13 protein-coding genes are annotated in these 15482 nt (G+C 41.9%); 8 read left to right on the top strand and 5 right to left on the bottom strand.

Features of this window, described 5'->3' with window-relative positions; all coding sequences use genetic code 11:
• Positions 1 to 7: 7 nt before the first annotated feature.
• The 3 genes from GO495_RS09070 to GO495_RS09080 all read left to right on the top strand — a co-directional run bounded on the left by GO495_RS09070 (position 8) and on the right by GO495_RS09080 (position 3978).
• Positions 8 to 1753, top strand: coding sequence for a RagB/SusD family nutrient uptake outer membrane protein (locus GO495_RS09070; protein ID WP_157299361.1), 1746 nt, complete (start codon positions 8 to 10; stop codon positions 1751 to 1753).
• Between the two features lie 134 nt (positions 1754 to 1887).
• Positions 1888 to 3690, top strand: coding sequence for a rhamnogalacturonan lyase (locus tag GO495_RS09075; protein ID WP_157299362.1), 1803 nt, complete (start codon positions 1888 to 1890; stop codon positions 3688 to 3690).
• Positions 3691 to 3708: 18 nt separating this feature from the next.
• A complete protein-coding gene (locus tag GO495_RS09080; protein ID WP_157299363.1) occupies positions 3709 to 3978 on the top strand; it encodes a hypothetical protein in 270 nt (89 codons plus the stop codon).
• 14 nt (positions 3979 to 3992) lie between these two features.
• Here GO495_RS09080 and GO495_RS09085 read toward each other — a convergent pair whose 3' ends face one another.
• Positions 3993 to 4205 (bottom strand): helix-turn-helix transcriptional regulator, encoded by a 213-nt coding sequence (locus tag GO495_RS09085; protein ID WP_089782581.1) that lies wholly within the window; start codon positions 4203 to 4205, stop codon positions 3993 to 3995.
• Positions 4206 to 4361: 156 nt separating this feature from the next.
• On the opposite strand from GO495_RS09085, the gene GO495_RS09090 reads away from it, so the two are divergent.
• The 3 genes from GO495_RS09090 (at position 4362) to GO495_RS09100 (ending at position 6565) form a co-directional block, all read left to right on the top strand.
• The gene (locus GO495_RS09090) at positions 4362 to 4670 is read left to right on the top strand and encodes a hypothetical protein (protein WP_157299364.1); all 309 of its coding nucleotides are present in this window, start codon (positions 4362 to 4364) and stop codon (positions 4668 to 4670) included.
• A gap of 516 nt (positions 4671 to 5186) precedes the next feature.
• Positions 5187 to 5546: a toxin gene (locus GO495_RS09095; RefSeq protein WP_157299365.1), complete on the top strand. Its 360-nt coding sequence runs from the start codon at positions 5187 to 5189 to the stop codon at positions 5544 to 5546.
• Positions 5543 to 6565: a type II TA system antitoxin MqsA family protein gene (locus GO495_RS09100; protein ID WP_157299366.1), complete on the top strand. Its 1023-nt coding sequence runs from the start codon at positions 5543 to 5545 to the stop codon at positions 6563 to 6565. Before GO495_RS09095 ends, GO495_RS09100 begins: the two co-directional genes overlap by 4 nt.
• 29 nt (positions 6566 to 6594) lie before the next feature.
• Here the strand turns inward: GO495_RS09100 and GO495_RS09105 are convergent, their stop codons facing one another.
• On the bottom strand, positions 6595 to 7365 hold the full coding sequence (locus tag GO495_RS09105; protein ID WP_157299367.1) for a TerC family protein: 771 nt from the start codon (positions 7363 to 7365) through the stop codon (positions 6595 to 6597).
• A 139-nt stretch (positions 7366 to 7504) separates the two neighbouring features.
• On the opposite strand from GO495_RS09105, the gene GO495_RS09110 reads away from it, so the two are divergent.
• Complete coding sequence (locus tag GO495_RS09110) at positions 7505 to 8209, top strand: HAD family hydrolase (protein ID WP_157299368.1); 705 nt, start codon at positions 7505 to 7507, stop codon at positions 8207 to 8209.
• On the opposite strand, the gene GO495_RS09115 is transcribed toward GO495_RS09110, so the two are convergent.
• From GO495_RS09115 to GO495_RS09125, 3 genes are read right to left on the bottom strand one after another with little or no spacing between them, the layout of a single operon-like run.
• The gene (locus GO495_RS09115; protein ID WP_157299369.1) at positions 8206 to 9039 is read right to left on the bottom strand and encodes a hypothetical protein; all 834 of its coding nucleotides are present in this window, start codon (positions 9037 to 9039) and stop codon (positions 8206 to 8208) included. The two genes, GO495_RS09110 and GO495_RS09115, sit on opposite strands and share 4 nt — an antisense overlap.
• A gap of 19 nt (positions 9040 to 9058) precedes the next feature.
• Entirely contained in the window at positions 9059 to 9694 is a 636-nt protein-coding gene (locus GO495_RS09120; RefSeq protein WP_157299370.1) for a response regulator, read from the bottom strand.
• The gene (locus GO495_RS09125) at positions 9669 to 11684 is read right to left on the bottom strand and encodes an ATP-binding protein (protein ID WP_157299371.1); all 2016 of its coding nucleotides are present in this window, start codon (positions 11682 to 11684) and stop codon (positions 9669 to 9671) included. Before GO495_RS09125 ends, GO495_RS09120 begins: the two co-directional genes overlap by 26 nt.
• A gap of 415 nt (positions 11685 to 12099) precedes the next feature.
• On the opposite strand from GO495_RS09125, the gene GO495_RS09130 reads away from it, so the two are divergent.
• Positions 12100 to 15480 carry a SusC/RagA family TonB-linked outer membrane protein gene (locus GO495_RS09130; protein ID WP_157299372.1) on the top strand — a complete coding sequence of 1127 codons (3381 nt, stop codon included), beginning with the start codon at positions 12100 to 12102 and terminating at the stop codon, positions 15478 to 15480.
• The last annotated feature ends 2 nt before the right edge of the window (positions 15481 to 15482 follow it).

A 15482-nucleotide genomic window follows, 5' to 3' on the forward strand; every position in this document is an offset into this window, starting at 1 on the left:
AGCCTATATGAAAATATTAATTTCTGGTCTGGTGCTTTGCATAAGCCTGTGTGCATGTAGTAAAATATTTGATATAAAGCCGGAAGAAGCACTGGACCATTCACAAACATACCGGGATGTACATGATGCAGATGCCGCAGTGGTAGGTATTTATGGTAAAGTGATTACGCTTGCCGGGAGGTTGGTCGTCTTAAATGAATTAAGGGGAGATCTGGTGGATGTAACGCAATCTGCTAGTGGTAAATACTTACAGCAGTTAAGTACGCACAGTGTAACCGCTGATAATCCTTATGCAGATCCCCGTCCATTTTATGAGGTGATCCTCAACTGCAATGATGCGCTTTCTAATTTTGATGTGATGCTGAAGGATAAGAGAATGACGGTAGATGAATACGGCCTGCGGTATTCTACTGTAGGTGCTATCCGTTCCTGGCTGTATTTGCAATTGGGTATCCAGTATGGGAGTATTCCTTATATCACTGATCCGCTGGTGAATGTAAATGACCTGAAAGATGCAGCTAAGTTTCCGAGGGTAACGTTTGATGAACTGCTGGATAAGCTGCTGGCATTTACAGAAGCCTTGCCTTATAAGTTACCTTTCCCGGCGGGAACTTCTCTCTTAACTATTGTAGATACTTATAACACGGAAAAGTTCTTCATCAATATAAAATGCTTCCTGGGAGATCTTTATCTGTGGAAAGGTAATTATGCGCAGGCTGCGCTTAATTACCAGTACATGATGAACTATGGGGATGTATTGTATCCTGCAAAGAACAGTGAGCAGTGGTATGAAACTTATAAACTGGCTTATACGGCTAATCTCACCGGTGGCAACTGGAGTAATATTTTCAGTCAGCCTTACGGGGAACGGTATTCGAATTATGAGATCATCTGGGACCTGCCTTTCGATAAGAACTTCAATCCCCCTAATCCTTTTATAGACTTATTTGATAACACAAAAGGGAGTTATCAGCTAAAACCTTCTGCGCTGGCTATTAAGAACTGGAATGACCAGGTACGTACCGGTGATGCGGTGGGGAATAATACACCTGTCGATCTCAGGGGGCCGGGTGCTTCCTGGAAGATGAGCGGCGGGTCTCCTGTCATTAATAAATTTACTTACAACTTTAATCCCTTGCTGCCTTTTGAAACAAATAGTAAATGGATATTGTACCGTGCGGCTATGTTACATCTGCGTTATGCGGAAGCGGCCAACCGGGATGGCAGGGATAAGCTGGTGTATGCATTGCTGAATGCAGGTATTAAGAACACGTATGATCCTGTTTATATGGCTACGGGCGTGAGTGGTGGAGAAGGACGTAATGTAACGGATATAGAACAGACGCATGATGTGCCTCCTTATGATTTTGATGCGAGGGACGGGAACTATCCTCAATACAGGAACGCCTGGTATCGTAATACAGGTATCAGAGGACGTGTGGCTTTGAAGCCGGTACTGATCGATTCAGCCAGTTATTTCGATATGAGTAGCAAAGAGGTCACGGACAGGGCCGGGCTTATTCTTTTTATGGAAGATAAGCTGATTGCTGAAGATGGGCTGGAGCTGGCATTTGAAGGCAATCGCTGGGCGGATCTGCTGCGTATTGCATTAAGGCGGCAGGCAAGTGACCCTGCTTACCTGGCGAATAAAGTAGCGGCTAAATTTGAGGCAGCGAATGATGGAATGGCAGGAGCCGTGAGGTCTGCTTTGATGGATAAGCAGAACTGGTATTTACCATTCAGGTGGCAATAATACAATCAGGTATTTTATATCAATGTCGTTTAGTTAAGCGCTGTTTTTGCAACAAAACATAATAGGCTCCTAACGGAGCTTAACTAAACGACATTGTGTTTTATTTTATAACAGGGGGTTAATTTAACCAGATTATGAAACAGTTGATTATTCTTATTCTTTTTTGTTATTTATTACCCGTGGCTAACGCGCAGCGGTTAATGGAAAATATTGATCGTGGTATTATTGCTGTTTACCAGGGTGAGGGGAAAGTGTATGTAGGATGGAGAATGTTATGCACAGATCCTGAAAATATAACTTTTAATGTATACCGGAAAATTGGATCCAATACAGTAAAGCTAAATACAATACCCGTTACAGAAAGTACGAACTATATAGATAACTATGTGAGCGGAGCAGAATACTTTGTAAAGGCTGTTTTACAAGGTAAGGAATCTGTTACCCGTGGCAGTTATATCTTAAAAGATACTTTGTCCTATTTATCCATCCCTTTAAAAACGCCCCCTGGTTACACACCTAATGATGTTTCTGTCGGAGATTTAGATGGAGATGGTCAATACGATATTATCTTACATCAAACTGGCCGTGGCAGGGATAATGCTTCTCCTGGTATCACAGATCCGCCTATCTTCCAGGCGTATAAATTAGATGGTACTTTCCTATGGGAGATTAACTTAGGAAAGAATATCAGGGAAGGAGCGCATTATACACAATTCATGGTATATGATCTTGATGGCGATGGTATCGCAGAATTCGCCTGTAAAACAGCGGATGGTACAATTGATGGTACTGGTAAAGTAATAGGGGATAGCTCCAAAGACTGGCGAGACCTTACGCCTAACACCCCTAAATATGGCAAAATCCTGAGCGGTCCGGAATACTTCACCATATTCAGCGGCCGTACCGGCGCTGCACTGGCTACAACAGATTACATCCCTGCACGGGGAGATATTGGCAGCTGGGGTGGTATCGGCGGTAACGGTAAGAATGACAATACCGGTAACCGGGTAGACCGCTTTACGGCCTGTGTTGCTTACTTAGATGGTGTACATCCCAGTGTAGTTATGTGCCGGGGATATTACGGGAAGATTGTAATGGCAGCCTGGGATTGGCGTGGAGGCAAATTAACTTCCCGCTGGGTATATGATTCCGATGGCACGCCTTACTCTGGTATGGGGAATCACAACCTAAGTGTAGCGGATGTAGACGGCGATGGAAAGGATGAGATTATTTACGGGTCTATGTGTGTAGATGATAATGGCCGTGGTTTATATACTACCGGACTACGTCATGGTGATGCGATTCATGTAGGAGACCTTGATCCGGATCATAAAGGTTTGGAAGTATTCGGTATTCATGAAATAGAAGAAGGGACAAAAGGTCCGGGTGCAGCAGTATACGACGCAAAAACAGGAGAAATCCTTTTTAAAGGATCTATGGATAAAGATGTAGGAAGAGGAGTAGCGGAGAATATTGATCCTGATAGAAAAGGGGCACAGATGTGGTGGTCTGGCTCAAAGGAATTGTACGATATCAAAGGGAATGTAATAGGAGAAGCGCCCAAAGGCATTAATTTTTTAATCTGGTGGGATGGGGACCTTTCACGTGAACTATTAGACGGCAATCATATTGATAAATATAAAACGGGCAGAATTTTTACTGCCGACGGTTGCATCTCTAACAATGGCACAAAATCCACGCCTGCACTCAGCGCAGATATCTTAGGAGACTGGCGGGAAGAGTTGATCTTGCGTACCACCGATAATCAGAGTTTAAGAATTTATACAACCACCATCCCCACTAAATACAAAATACCAACCTTGATGCACGACCCACAATACAGACTAAGTATTGCGTGGCAGAATGTGGGTTACAATCAGCCTCCACATACCGGGTTTTATTTAGGAGTAGGCATGAAGAAACGGATATTAAAGTGAAATAATCAGGGGATTACTATGTTTCTTCCTGATCGCAAGCCATATTTCAATATTGACCTCGATAAGGGTAAGCCCCAACCGAAGAAGGATAAAGAATTGATTGAAGGTTTAACTTCAGCAGATGATAATATTAAAATTCTGGCTTTAATGAAAACGCTTTATTCAATTCGATGCAATATTGTTCACGGTGAGAAAGGGTTGCATCAATATCAAGAAATACTTTTGTTGCCAGCAATTCAACTATTAAGAGCATTAGTTCCTCTTGTCTATAAGAGAGTAGTCGCTTAAATAGTAGAAAATTTTTATCCTTGTTTCCTTAACACTAATAAGTCCCGCGCTTCCACATCCAGCGCCTCTGCTATGGCGAATAATGTTTCTACCGTTGGTTGCATTGTATTTGTACACCACTTGGAAACCGATGTCCTGTTTACATCCAATGTTTCGGCAAGCCAATTATTGGTTTTACCTTTTTCTGCCAGGACTGCTTTTATTCTATTGAAGACTTTATCGCTCATAATATTGCTTTAAAAGCATATTCTTTCAATATAAGCAGATTGTTTTTTATTGTGATACAGGGTGTTGCATATTAATAAGCAAAATATTTTATTTATAAGTATTTATAATTTGCTTTTAAAGCATAAAATAAATATTTTTGAATAAATCTATTGTTTATGGAATCCACAGAAATAATATCCTCATCATTCTTCCATTTTACTCATCTTAATGAGCAGGAATTAAAGCATCCGGAATTAGCAATTAACAAGTTCTGCGAGCTATTTCCTCTGGCTGAAGTTCGTCAGACACTTGGGTTATGGCTTAATGAAACACTGGCAGCGCAAGATACTTATTATGATAATGCAGAGAACAGGTCTAACCTGATGCTCGTTTATAATCAGTTGCTTTACCTGCTTGATGCTAATTATCTTTTGAACAAGCAATTACAAGAGCCGGCAATAAGTCAGGAATTTACTATTAGCTAATGCTCTATAGAAGAACAGTTTTTAAAGAATAGTGTCTCTAATCGATAAGACACCTTAACAGGTACTCAGATTCTAAGAAGTATTGTTAAGAAAAGGGATTGAAGAGGTATTGATAAGGTTCATCCTACGTTCATCCTACGTTCGCAACGTAGGATGAACGTAGGATGAACCTTATCAATACCTCTTCAATTCTACTTCATATAGGGTCTTATTATAATCTGTGAAGGTGTATCATACTGTTCATGTATCATTTTTAGCTTCGTCGCGTAGTAATTCCAGGTTCTCCAGGTATTTTTTTTAATAATGGAATGAAATTCCGCTTATCAAAGCAAACAGAAGATCACTGCTCCTTTTGTTTCAACTGCACCGCTTTACCTGTTGGTCTGATTTTCAGGTTAGGCATAAGTGGCGGTATTTTTTATTTCCACTTTTTAGTTGTAATTATTTTGATTTTTAAGATAAAATGCCATTATTTTGTGGTATTGTTTGTTTGTAATTGTAAGTTTGTGTAATAGAATGGCTACTAAGATTGAAGTAGAAGAATTTTTGGAAGCATTAAAAGAGAAGATCAAAATATTTGATATTGTCTTTAGGCCCAGAGATAAGAATAGAACTTCACTTGCAGATCTTGATATATTACCTATTGATCGTGTCCAATTCATAATGAATCTTGCAGTTGAAGAGTATTATTCGGGGCCTAACAGGGATACATACGATTTGGGGAAACCTGATTATTATGAATTTGGAATTGTTGTCAAAAAGAAAGAAGTATATATTAAAATCAGTTTAGGGTTACCGAATAAACAAGTTGATTGTTTGTCTTTTCATATTGCGGAGCATCCCATTATTTACCCGCTAAAAGCTCAAGAGTTATGAAAATTGAAAATAAAATAGAATGTCCATACTGTGATGGCATGGCAATTTTAAGACGGCAGCGTCAGGAAATCACATATCGTAAAGAAGCGTTTAAAATGATTGAACACTTTTATAAATGTGAGAAATGTAATGAAGAATTTACAACAACAGAAAGTGATACAATCACATTAGTACAGGTGCATAATCAATACCGGGAAAGACATAAGATACCTTTTCCTGAGGATATTATTGCATTAAGAGAAAAGTATGGACTTTCTGCTACAAAAATGAGCGAAGTATTAGGTTTAGGAGTAAATGGGTATAGTAATTATGAAAAAGGAGAAATGCCTAATCCGGCCATTGCTAATCTGATAAAAACAGCCGAGAAACCAGAGGTATTGCTGGAGTTATTAGAGAATGCAAAACTATATTTTTCAGACAACTCATTTGAGAAAGCAAAAAATAAAGTTTGTTCGTTGATCAATGAAAATAGGAAATCAAAGTCTGTTTATTCTATTTTGAACGTATCAGGAAATCCCAATAATTATACCGGGTATAAAAAAATTAATACAGATAAGATAGCAGGCCTTGTTACGGGGTTTATAAAAAAATCTAAGGCTGAGTTTAATAATAAATTGAAACTGAATAAACAATTATTTTATGCAGATTTCCTGCATTATAAAAATTATGGTAAGTCAATTACTGGATTGACTTATCGGGCAATTAATTATGGGCCGGTACCGGCAAGTTATGATAATATTTATGCATGGTTGGAAAATGAACAGATAATTTCCTCTTATTGGACAAAAACAAATTCAGGCGCTGCAATCGAATCTTTTACCACAGAAGTAGCAATAGAACCAATTGTTTTTTCAGATGAAGAATTAGAAACAATTGATTCTATTGTAGACCAGTTTAAAAACATGTCTGCCTGGGATATTGTTGATTTAAGTCATAAAGAAAGAGCATGGAAAGAATCAGAAGCTGATAAAAAGCTAATCAGTTATCAGGAGTATGCCTTTGATTTAATAGGAGCATAGTAGAGTTCCCAACCCTTATGAATATCCGCTTACTGCTCCTTTTGCTTCAACTGTACCGCTTTACCTGTTGGTCTGATTTTCAGGTTTAGGATTTCAATGAATACGGAGAAGGCCATCGCGAAGTAGATGTATCCTTTTGGAATATGCTGGTCGAAGCTTTCTGCCAGCAGAGAGACGCCAATCAGCAGCAGGAAAGAAAGTGCCAGCATTTTTACGGTAGGGTGTTTATTGACGAAGTTGCTGATGGCTTCTGATGCGATCAGCATAACGCCTACTGCAATGACTACCGCTGCTATCATGATCTCGATATGATCTGCCATACCCACGGCAGTGATAACAGAGTCTAAAGAGAATACGATATCGAGTAAAAGGATTTGTATGATGGTATGTACAAAGCTGGTGACACGCACTTTCGTTTCTTCATGTTCACCGCCTTCCAGCTTTTCGTGGATCTCTGATGTGCTTTTATAGATGAGGAACAGCCCGCCTATTAAAAGGATGAGGTCACGGCCGGAGATGGCAGTCGTTTCCAGCCATTTAGGGTTTTGGATGCCGATCCATTCGCCCATATTGAAAAGGGTGTTGGTGAGTGACATGATCCAGCTGATGGATAATAAAAGCAGGACACGGATGAACATCGCCAGGGATAGTCCCAGGCGGCGTGCCTTCTTCTGCTGGTTATGCGGTAGTTTGCCGGAGAGAATAGAGATAAATACGATGTTATCAATACCCAGTACGATTTCTAATACAGTTAAAGTTAAAAGACTGATCAGGGAATCAACGGTAAAAAGAGTGTCCATAGAAATAATTATGATTTTTTGTCAGTGACAGGAAGCTGGTAAACCTGATTCCTTGTTGATTATAGCTATTGCAAAATTTGATCCATTCTTGTTGCAAATATTGGATATTTTTGCTCTCTAACCCTTGATATCTAAATATATGAGTATAAAAGTAATAGCCTTTGATGCGGATGATACCTTATGGATAAATGAACCCTATTTCCGTGAAACAGAAAATGAATTCTGTTCACTGATGGAAAACTATGTGCCACAACATACCGCTGCCAGGGAACTTTTGCAAACCGAGATTAAAAATCTGGCACTTTATGGTTACGGGATTAAAGGGTTTATGCTGTCTATGATAGAGACTGCCCTTACTGTTTCCAGTAATACGATTGATATCAGTGCAGTAGAAAAGATTATCGGGTATGGGAAAGCCTTACTGGCAAGACCTATCGAAGTACTGGATGGCGTGGAAAACGTATTGGATGCGTTAAAAGATAAGTACCGCCTGGTGGTGGCTACTAAAGGGGACCTGCTGGACCAGGAAAGGAAACTGAAGAACTCAGGAATTGATCACTATTTTCATCATGTAGAGATCATGTCCGATAAGCAGGAATCGGATTACAGGAAACTGATCAGACATCTGGATATTCAACCGGAAGAGTTCCTGATGATAGGGAATTCTTTAAAGTCTGATATCCTGCCTGTATTGAACCTGGGCGGATATGCCATACACATTCCTTTTCATACTACCTGGGCACATGAACATGTAGACGTACATATAGAGAATCCCATGTTTCAGCAGGTGGAAATAATTACAGATGTATTACAGGAACTGGTGAGGATCAATATCATTGGTTAGAACTGATGAGCATAAAAGTATAAAGCCGGATGTTTGCCTTCGCTGATAGTAAGGTAACCGGAGTTATCTATTTTAAATGTAAGCCCTTCTCCCTGTTTCTCCGGAACATATGGTAACACTGTTGCGGGTTTGCCCATTGCTTCTTCCACGCTTTCCCCGTGTTTCCTATGCCAGTAGAAGATTTTAGTATCGTTCTTGATGATGATATGATGACCGTCTTTTGAGATATCCCCGGCAGTTATCCAGGTATAAGGTAAAGTAAGTACTTTTTCCATCTTAGCCGTTTCTCCCCCTTTAAAATCGAAATCAGGGACTTTATACAGCCCTACCTGTTTTTCTCTCTTGCTGATAACGTATAAGTGCCTGGAGATAGGGTCTACCATTAAAGATTCTGCGTCTCTTGGGCCATCAGGGTATCTTAAATAAAGGTAATCCGGTTTTACAGTGGATTTTTCTGCCGGTACTTTAGTGGGGGCTTCGAAACGGTAGACCATGATATCTACCCCTAATTTTAAATTGTTGCCTATATCTCCAACGTATACGTATTGTTTACCAGCTTCAGGACCTACGCCTTCGGCTATATCTTCCCAGTCGCGGTTAAACATCCCTTTCAGACGGATAGAGCTGACCAGTTTACCATCGCTGTTCAACAGGTATACTTCCGGTTTATTACCACTGTCGTTGTGTGTCCAGTAGTAGCCGGGCAGGGTAGAGCTGGATGCTAATCCTGATGCTTCAGCTAATTTGTCTGATTTTACAACGCCTAAGACCTCTGGTTTTTGTGCGAAAGCAGAAAACCCTGTTAATAGTAATATAGCCAGGAACCTCATACTGCTATATTACGAAATTTTATGCCAGTCCTGTCTCCAACGCCACTTTTACCAGTCCCGCAGTATTCTTTACTTCCAGTTTGTGCAACAGGCTGATACGATGATTCTCTACCGTATGTAAGCTGATAAAGAGTTTATCTGCTATTTCCTGGTTGGTATGCTCATGCACGATCAACTGTAAGATCTCTTTTTCACGACGGGTAAGCGTGGTCGTTTTCCGGTCTGTTTTTTTAGTACGGAACATATCTTCCACCAACTGTTGTTGCAATACGGGAGAAAGGAATTGCCCGCCACTCTGCACGGTCTCTATTGCTTTAAGGATGGTAAGGTCATCAGAATCTTTGAGGATATATCCCATACAGCCCAGTTTCAGCATCTTCTTCACCATCAACAGTACATCTGTACTGCTGAGGATAAGGATACGGACCTGCGGATAGTTTTTAAGGATGATGGTTGCCAGCTCAGGACCATTGATATCAGGGAGCTGCATATCCAGCAGCAATACATCCGGCTGTCGTTCTTTGATGCCGTTTAAGAGGCTATGTCCGTTATTATAGATATCAGTAACAGTGATATCGGGTGCGTCCCGCAATATGCTACGGATCCCATTGGCCACTATAGGGTGGTCGTCAGCAATTGCTAGTTTTAATGACATACCTGGATGTATTTTGTTTAAGGGTAAATTCAATATGTATGCTGGTGCCTTGTCCTGGTGTACTCTCTATGTGCAGTTCTCCATTGAGGGAGTTCATTCTTTCACGGATGGTCTTTAATCCCATTCCATCATAGGCGCCATGATGTAGTAGCATGCCTCTGCCATCGTCTTCTACTGTAACGCAGAGTTGTCTTTCGTGATAGACGATCTGTACGATAGCGGTACGGGCGGCAGCATGTTTAAGGATGTTATTCACCAGCTCCTGGATGATACGGTAAACCGCCAGCTCAAAGTCGGCATGCAGGGCAGGGGCCGTTCCCCATGTTTCAAAGTTGATTTCGAGGGTATGGCCTTTATGTACGCGTTCGCAGAACAGGGCAGTCGCCTTTGCCAGTCCTTCCTGTAACAATATCTCCGGCATCAGGTTATGGGCTGTTTTACGCAGTTCTGAAGAGGCTTCTTCCAGCAGTTGCAGCACCTCTATAAAATCATTGGTAACGTTTGCACTTGTATGCCTGCGAAAGATGGAACTGAGGCGTGTCCGTATGGTTCCCAGGGTACCGCCCATCCCATCATGCAGATCGCGGGCAATACGGCTGCGCTCTTTTTCTTCTCCTTCAATCATGGCCTGGAGGCTACCGATCTGCATTTCCTGATGCAGGTTACGGATCTTTTCCTGTTGCAGTTTTTGCTTATGGAGATCGTTCCTGTATAATAAGATACTTACCAGGGAGATGAGGAGCAGGCCTGCGGAGATACCGATGATCAGGAAGTTCTTCGTTTTGATACGGCTTTCATTCCTGGTGATGGCTAATTGTTTCTCTGCCAGTTCCTTGTTCTTATCTGCAATACGGTATTTCATTTCCAGGTTATACACCAGTTCCAGTTTCTCCACTTTCATCATGGTATCGCGTAGTTCTGAATATGTCCTGCGATTGAGGGATGCTTTTTTATATTGTCCTGTAGCATCGTAACAATCGGCAAGGATCCTGTAAGAACGTGTAACGAGGATATGTGCCAGGTGCCGCTCATTCGCGTCATTAAGCGCAGGTATGATAGTGGCAATGGCTTTATCGTACTTATGCTGCATCGCGTATGCTTCTCCGCTGACAAGATCTGTAAATAATTGCTGACGTACATAGTAATCGTTCCCTCTGTTAAAAAGCTCTTTTGCTTTTTGAATGGAGAGTAATGCTTTCTCCGGATTCTTATCATCAATATAGGTAAGCGCAATATTAATCAGGATACCTGCTTTCATGGAGTTGGCCATATTATTGAGATTCCCCATCTTCAGGCTGGTCTGACAATAATACCGGGCGGAATCGTTCTGTTGTATATTATTATAATAACCGGCTTTGTAGAAATAGAGGAACATCAGGGAAGCTGTATCTTTCCTGTCTTTTGCCTTGTTTACGAGTACGTTGACATGCTGCATTACCTGTTGTATGTGCAGGTCGTTGCGGATATCATCATGGATGTTGAGCCAGAAGTCGAGGATACTGCAATAGACCTTCATCTGCATTTTAGGGTCTAATAACCTGTTGGATTCCAGTTCGCCCAGGGCAGCATAACGATACCAGGCAGAGGAGTCGTATTTTCCCTTGTAGTAATAGGTGTGGGAGAGCATGATGTATGTAAGTACCCTTTGCTCATGGCCTTTGATGTCATTTGTACAATACTGCAATGCCATTCGTCCACAGGCGAGTGCTTTATCTTTCTGACTACTATTATTATAACAGGTACCTAATCCCAGCAGCGCCTTTGTAACACCATAGTTATAATTTATCTTTTGAGCGAGACGGATTGCCTGGGTATATATTTTTTCGGCTCCCTGACTGGAGCTATCCCGTTTGAGGGCAGCTATCTTTATGAGGCTATCCACATGTTTCCTGTCATCTGCAGGCATGGACAGACAATTTCCCGCAAACAACAGCAGCAGCATGATACACAATGGTATCCTTCGATAGTTCAAAGCAGTAAGGTTCCCCATATTAAGAAGTCATTTCTTTTCACTTGTAATTGGCACAGTCACAGTTAACCCCGGGTTGTTTCAGGAATGTTTGCTACAAGGTGATTCTTTTAAAAAATTTCAACAGGCTTTACGATTTACGATTCTCTATACCTAAAGTTCGCTGATTATATTCTTTGGTTGATTCTGAGAGTTAAGATAATAATTAATTAGTGGTTTACCGCTATTTTCTATTTAAGCGGTTTACCGGGGTGTCATCTTATGTTAACATGAATAATTTTAGGTTTTTAATAAACAAGAGAGTTCACAATATTCTTAAGGGGGTTTTTGCATTGAAAATTAAATAGTTACAACTAGAATCGACAGGACGACCTGAATATATAAGACAAAACAATTTTTAAGTAACCGGGATTTATTACGTAAACCAAAATCATTTATGATATTACCTCTACATGGTAATCAATTGCCTGTGCCGTTTAAAGGAATAATTATTATTACCCTTATGTTGGTTTTCTCCTCGCATCTGTTTGCGTCGGAAAAAAAGAACTTACGGGATTCATTACCAGCAAACAGTGCGCAGGGAAAGGTGACCGATGCGGATGAAAAAGTGCCGCTGCCCAATGTGTCCGTAGAAAATATGTCTACACATAAAGGAACTGTAACCAATGTTGATGGTTCCTTCAGCCTGTCTGCCCGCAGTGGGGACAGCCTCCGCTTCAGATACCTGGGTAAGCAGCCCCGGGTAATATTGTTTAGCGGACAATCAATATTAAATGTCGTATTAAGCAGGACTGAAGGTGTTCTCTCCGAGGTGGTGATTACCGGTTTCCAGAACGTAGACAAAAAGAAGTTTGCAGGTGCGGCAGTATCATTAAAGGCAGACGATGTAAAACTGGAAGGTGTAACGGACGTGAGCCGTATGCTGGAAGGCCGTGCTGCCGGGGTATCGATACAAAACGTATCCGGTACATTTGGTACAGCGCCTAAAGTACGCATCCGTGGTGCTTCTTCTATTAATGGTGATAACAAACCATTATGGGTGGTAGATGGTGTGGTACTGGAAGAAGTAGCTAACATCTCTAATGACCAGTTGTCCAGCGGTGATCCTACTACCTTGCTGGGGTCTGCTGTAGCAGGATTGAACTCGAACGATATAGAAAGCTTCGACATCCTGAAAGATGCGGCGGCTACTGCTCTCTATGGTGCGCGTGCGATGAACGGTGTGATTGTCATCACTACCAAAAAAGGTAAAGCGGGTAAACCGGTTATTACTTACAGCAGCAGCTTCACTACCCAGTTAAAACCTACCTACGGTAATTTTAATATCATGAACTCAGGCAGGCAGATGTCTGTTTTAGGAGAACTGGAGCGTAAAGGTACCCTTACACCGGATATCCTTTCCCGCTCAGATAATGGTGTGTTCGGAAAGATGTACGAAGAGTTACAGGCGGATGCCAACGGTAACTTTAAACTGGAAAATACACCGGAAGCACGTAAGGCTTTCCTGATGCGTTATGGCAGGGCAAATACGGATTGGTTCGATATCCTGTTCAGGAATAACTTCATGCAGGAACATTCCCTGAGTATCTCTTCCGGTACAGATAAATCACAGTCCTATTTCTCTACCAGTTATTATGGTGATAACGGATGGACGATTGCAGATAAAGTAAAACGATATACCCTCAATTTCAGAAATAACTACAAGTTCTCTGATAAGGTAAGTGCAGGTTTTTCTACTATCGCTTCTGTCCGCCAGCAAAGGGCGCCGGGTGCTTTAACGCGTACCAGTAACCCCGTTGAAGGACAGTACGACCGCGACTTTGATATCAACCCTTTCAGCTATGCACTGAATACCAGCCGTACTATCACTGCTTACGATGAGAACGGCGACCTGGAATATTTCAGACGCAATTTCAACGGCTTCAACATCATCAATGAACTTAAGAACAACTATATAGATCTGAATGTAATGGACCTGCGTTTGCAGGGTGACTTCGGATGGAAGATCACACCGCACCTGCACTACGATTTCGTAGGCGCATTGCGTTATGTGAAATCTTCCCGCGAACACCAGATCACTGAACATTCCAACATGGCAAATGCCTACAGGGCGGCAGATAATGCGACCATCGCTGCCAACAACAAATTCCTGTATACAGACCCCGATAATCCTGATGCATTGCCTGTCATCGTACTGCCTTATGGTGGTTTCTACAACCGCACAGAAGATCAGCTGATGAACTACGACTTCCGTAACACTTTGCGTTATGATATTTCCCTGGGTGGCAACCATACCCTGAATGTACTCGGGGGGCAGCAGGTGAAATATGCAGACAGACAAAATTCATCCAGCACAGGATATGGTTATCAGTATAATAATGGGGGTGTTCCTTATGTAGACTACCGCATCCTCAAACAAACAATTGAAGGCAACTTCCCTTACTACGGTATGAGCAAAGACTTCGACAGGTTTGTTGCTTTCTATGGTACTGCTGATTACTCCTACGGAGATAAATATAACCTAAGCGCCAACGCGCGTTATGATGGTTCCAACCGCTTAGGTTCTTCTTCCGCTGCCCGCTGGTTACCTACCTGGAGCTTTGCCGGCAGATGGAACCTGGACAGGGAATCCTTTATGCAGCCTGTTACCTGGGTAGATTACCTGTCGCTGCGTGCCAGCTATGGTTTAACTGCCAGTATGGGCCCTGCTACCAACTCCAACATTGTATACCATACTATTAATACCAACCGTGCACATCTGAGTGAAGTGGAATCCGTGATAGACCTGGCACATTTACAGAACAAAGAATTAACCTGGGAAAAGTTGTATACTTCTAATGTAGGGCTGGAAGGCGGCTTCCTTGACAGGAGGCTGAACTTCACCCTGGACCTTTACAAACGTAAAAGTTTTGACCTCATCAGCGTTATCAAAACTTCCGGTATCGGTGGTGAAACCTTTAAAGCGGCCAACTACGCGGATATGGATTCCAAAGGTATTGAGCTGATGATAGGCGGAGAAGTGGTCCGTCATAAAGACTGGGGCTGGAGGACCAACCTCACCTTCGGATACAACAAGAACAAAATCACCAATGCGAAGAATGCTCCTATCATCTTCGACCTGGTATCGGCAGAAGGTGGTAACGTAGAAGGATATCCTGTGCGCAGCCTGTTCTCCATCGCTTACAGAGGACTGGACCCACACAGCGGTGTGCCTTCCTTCACTACTGAAGATGGCTCTACAGGTACCAACGTATACCTGCAGGCCGACTCCATTGCTTACCTGAAATATGAAGGTCCTGTAGATCCTCCGGTAACCGGTGGCTTCTCCAATACCTTCCGTTACAAAGCATTCTCTCTGAACGTATTCGTTACTTACCAGTGGGGGAATAAAATCAGGTTATATCCTGCCTTTAAAACTTCCTATTCAGACCTGGACGCTATGCCAAATGAGTTCTACGACCGTTGGGTAATGCCTCATGATGAAACAACTACTACTGTACCATCCCTGGTAGATGCTTTCGAAAAAACAGTGATCAGCGGTTCTTATCCCTATAACAACTACAACTATTCTTCTGAAAGAGTTGCCAAAGGAGACTTCATCCGTCTGAAAACAGTATCCCTTACTTACGTGGTTCCGGAAACAATTGTAAAACGTTCAGGCTTTAAAAGCCTGATGGTGACCGGCGCTGCTACCAATATGTGGCTCATCTATTCAGATAAGAAATTAAGAGGTCAGGACCCGGAATTCTTCAACTCCGGTGGAGTAGCACAACCTATACAGAAGCAAGTAACAGTATCTCTTAAAGTGGGCATTTAAAA

It is taken from the genome of Chitinophaga oryziterrae (assembly GCF_009758125.1).
In the GTDB taxonomy this organism is placed as follows: Bacteria; Bacteroidota; Bacteroidia; order Chitinophagales; family Chitinophagaceae; genus Chitinophaga; species Chitinophaga oryziterrae.

Bases quoted from the DNA above. Each gene is read 5' to 3' on its own strand.
- GO495_RS09070 (WP_157299361.1), top strand. From the start codon at position 8: ATGAAAATATTAATTTCTGGTCTGGTGCTTTGCATAAGCCTGTGTGCA.
- GO495_RS09075 (WP_157299362.1), top strand. From the start codon at position 1,888: ATGAAACAGTTGATTATTCTTATTCTTTTTTGTTATTTATTACCCGTG.
- GO495_RS09080 (WP_157299363.1), top strand. From the start codon at position 3,709: ATGTTTCTTCCTGATCGCAAGCCATATTTCAATATTGACCTCGATAAG.
- GO495_RS09085 (WP_089782581.1), bottom strand. From the start codon at position 4,205: ATGAGCGATAAAGTCTTCAATAGAATAAAAGCAGTCCTGGCAGAAAAA.
- GO495_RS09090 (WP_157299364.1), top strand. From the start codon at position 4,362: ATGGAATCCACAGAAATAATATCCTCATCATTCTTCCATTTTACTCAT.
- GO495_RS09095 (WP_157299365.1), top strand. From the start codon at position 5,187: ATGGCTACTAAGATTGAAGTAGAAGAATTTTTGGAAGCATTAAAAGAG.
- GO495_RS09100 (WP_157299366.1), top strand. From the start codon at position 5,543: ATGAAAATTGAAAATAAAATAGAATGTCCATACTGTGATGGCATGGCA.
- GO495_RS09105 (WP_157299367.1), bottom strand. From the start codon at position 7,365: ATGGACACTCTTTTTACCGTTGATTCCCTGATCAGTCTTTTAACTTTA.
- GO495_RS09110 (WP_157299368.1), top strand. From the start codon at position 7,505: ATGAGTATAAAAGTAATAGCCTTTGATGCGGATGATACCTTATGGATA.
- GO495_RS09115 (WP_157299369.1), bottom strand. From the start codon at position 9,039: ATGAGGTTCCTGGCTATATTACTATTAACAGGGTTTTCTGCTTTCGCA.
- GO495_RS09120 (WP_157299370.1), bottom strand. From the start codon at position 9,694: ATGTCATTAAAACTAGCAATTGCTGACGACCACCCTATAGTGGCCAAT.
- GO495_RS09125 (WP_157299371.1), bottom strand. From the start codon at position 11,684: ATGGGGAACCTTACTGCTTTGAACTATCGAAGGATACCATTGTGTATC.
- GO495_RS09130 (WP_157299372.1), top strand. From the start codon at position 12,100: ATGATATTACCTCTACATGGTAATCAATTGCCTGTGCCGTTTAAAGGA.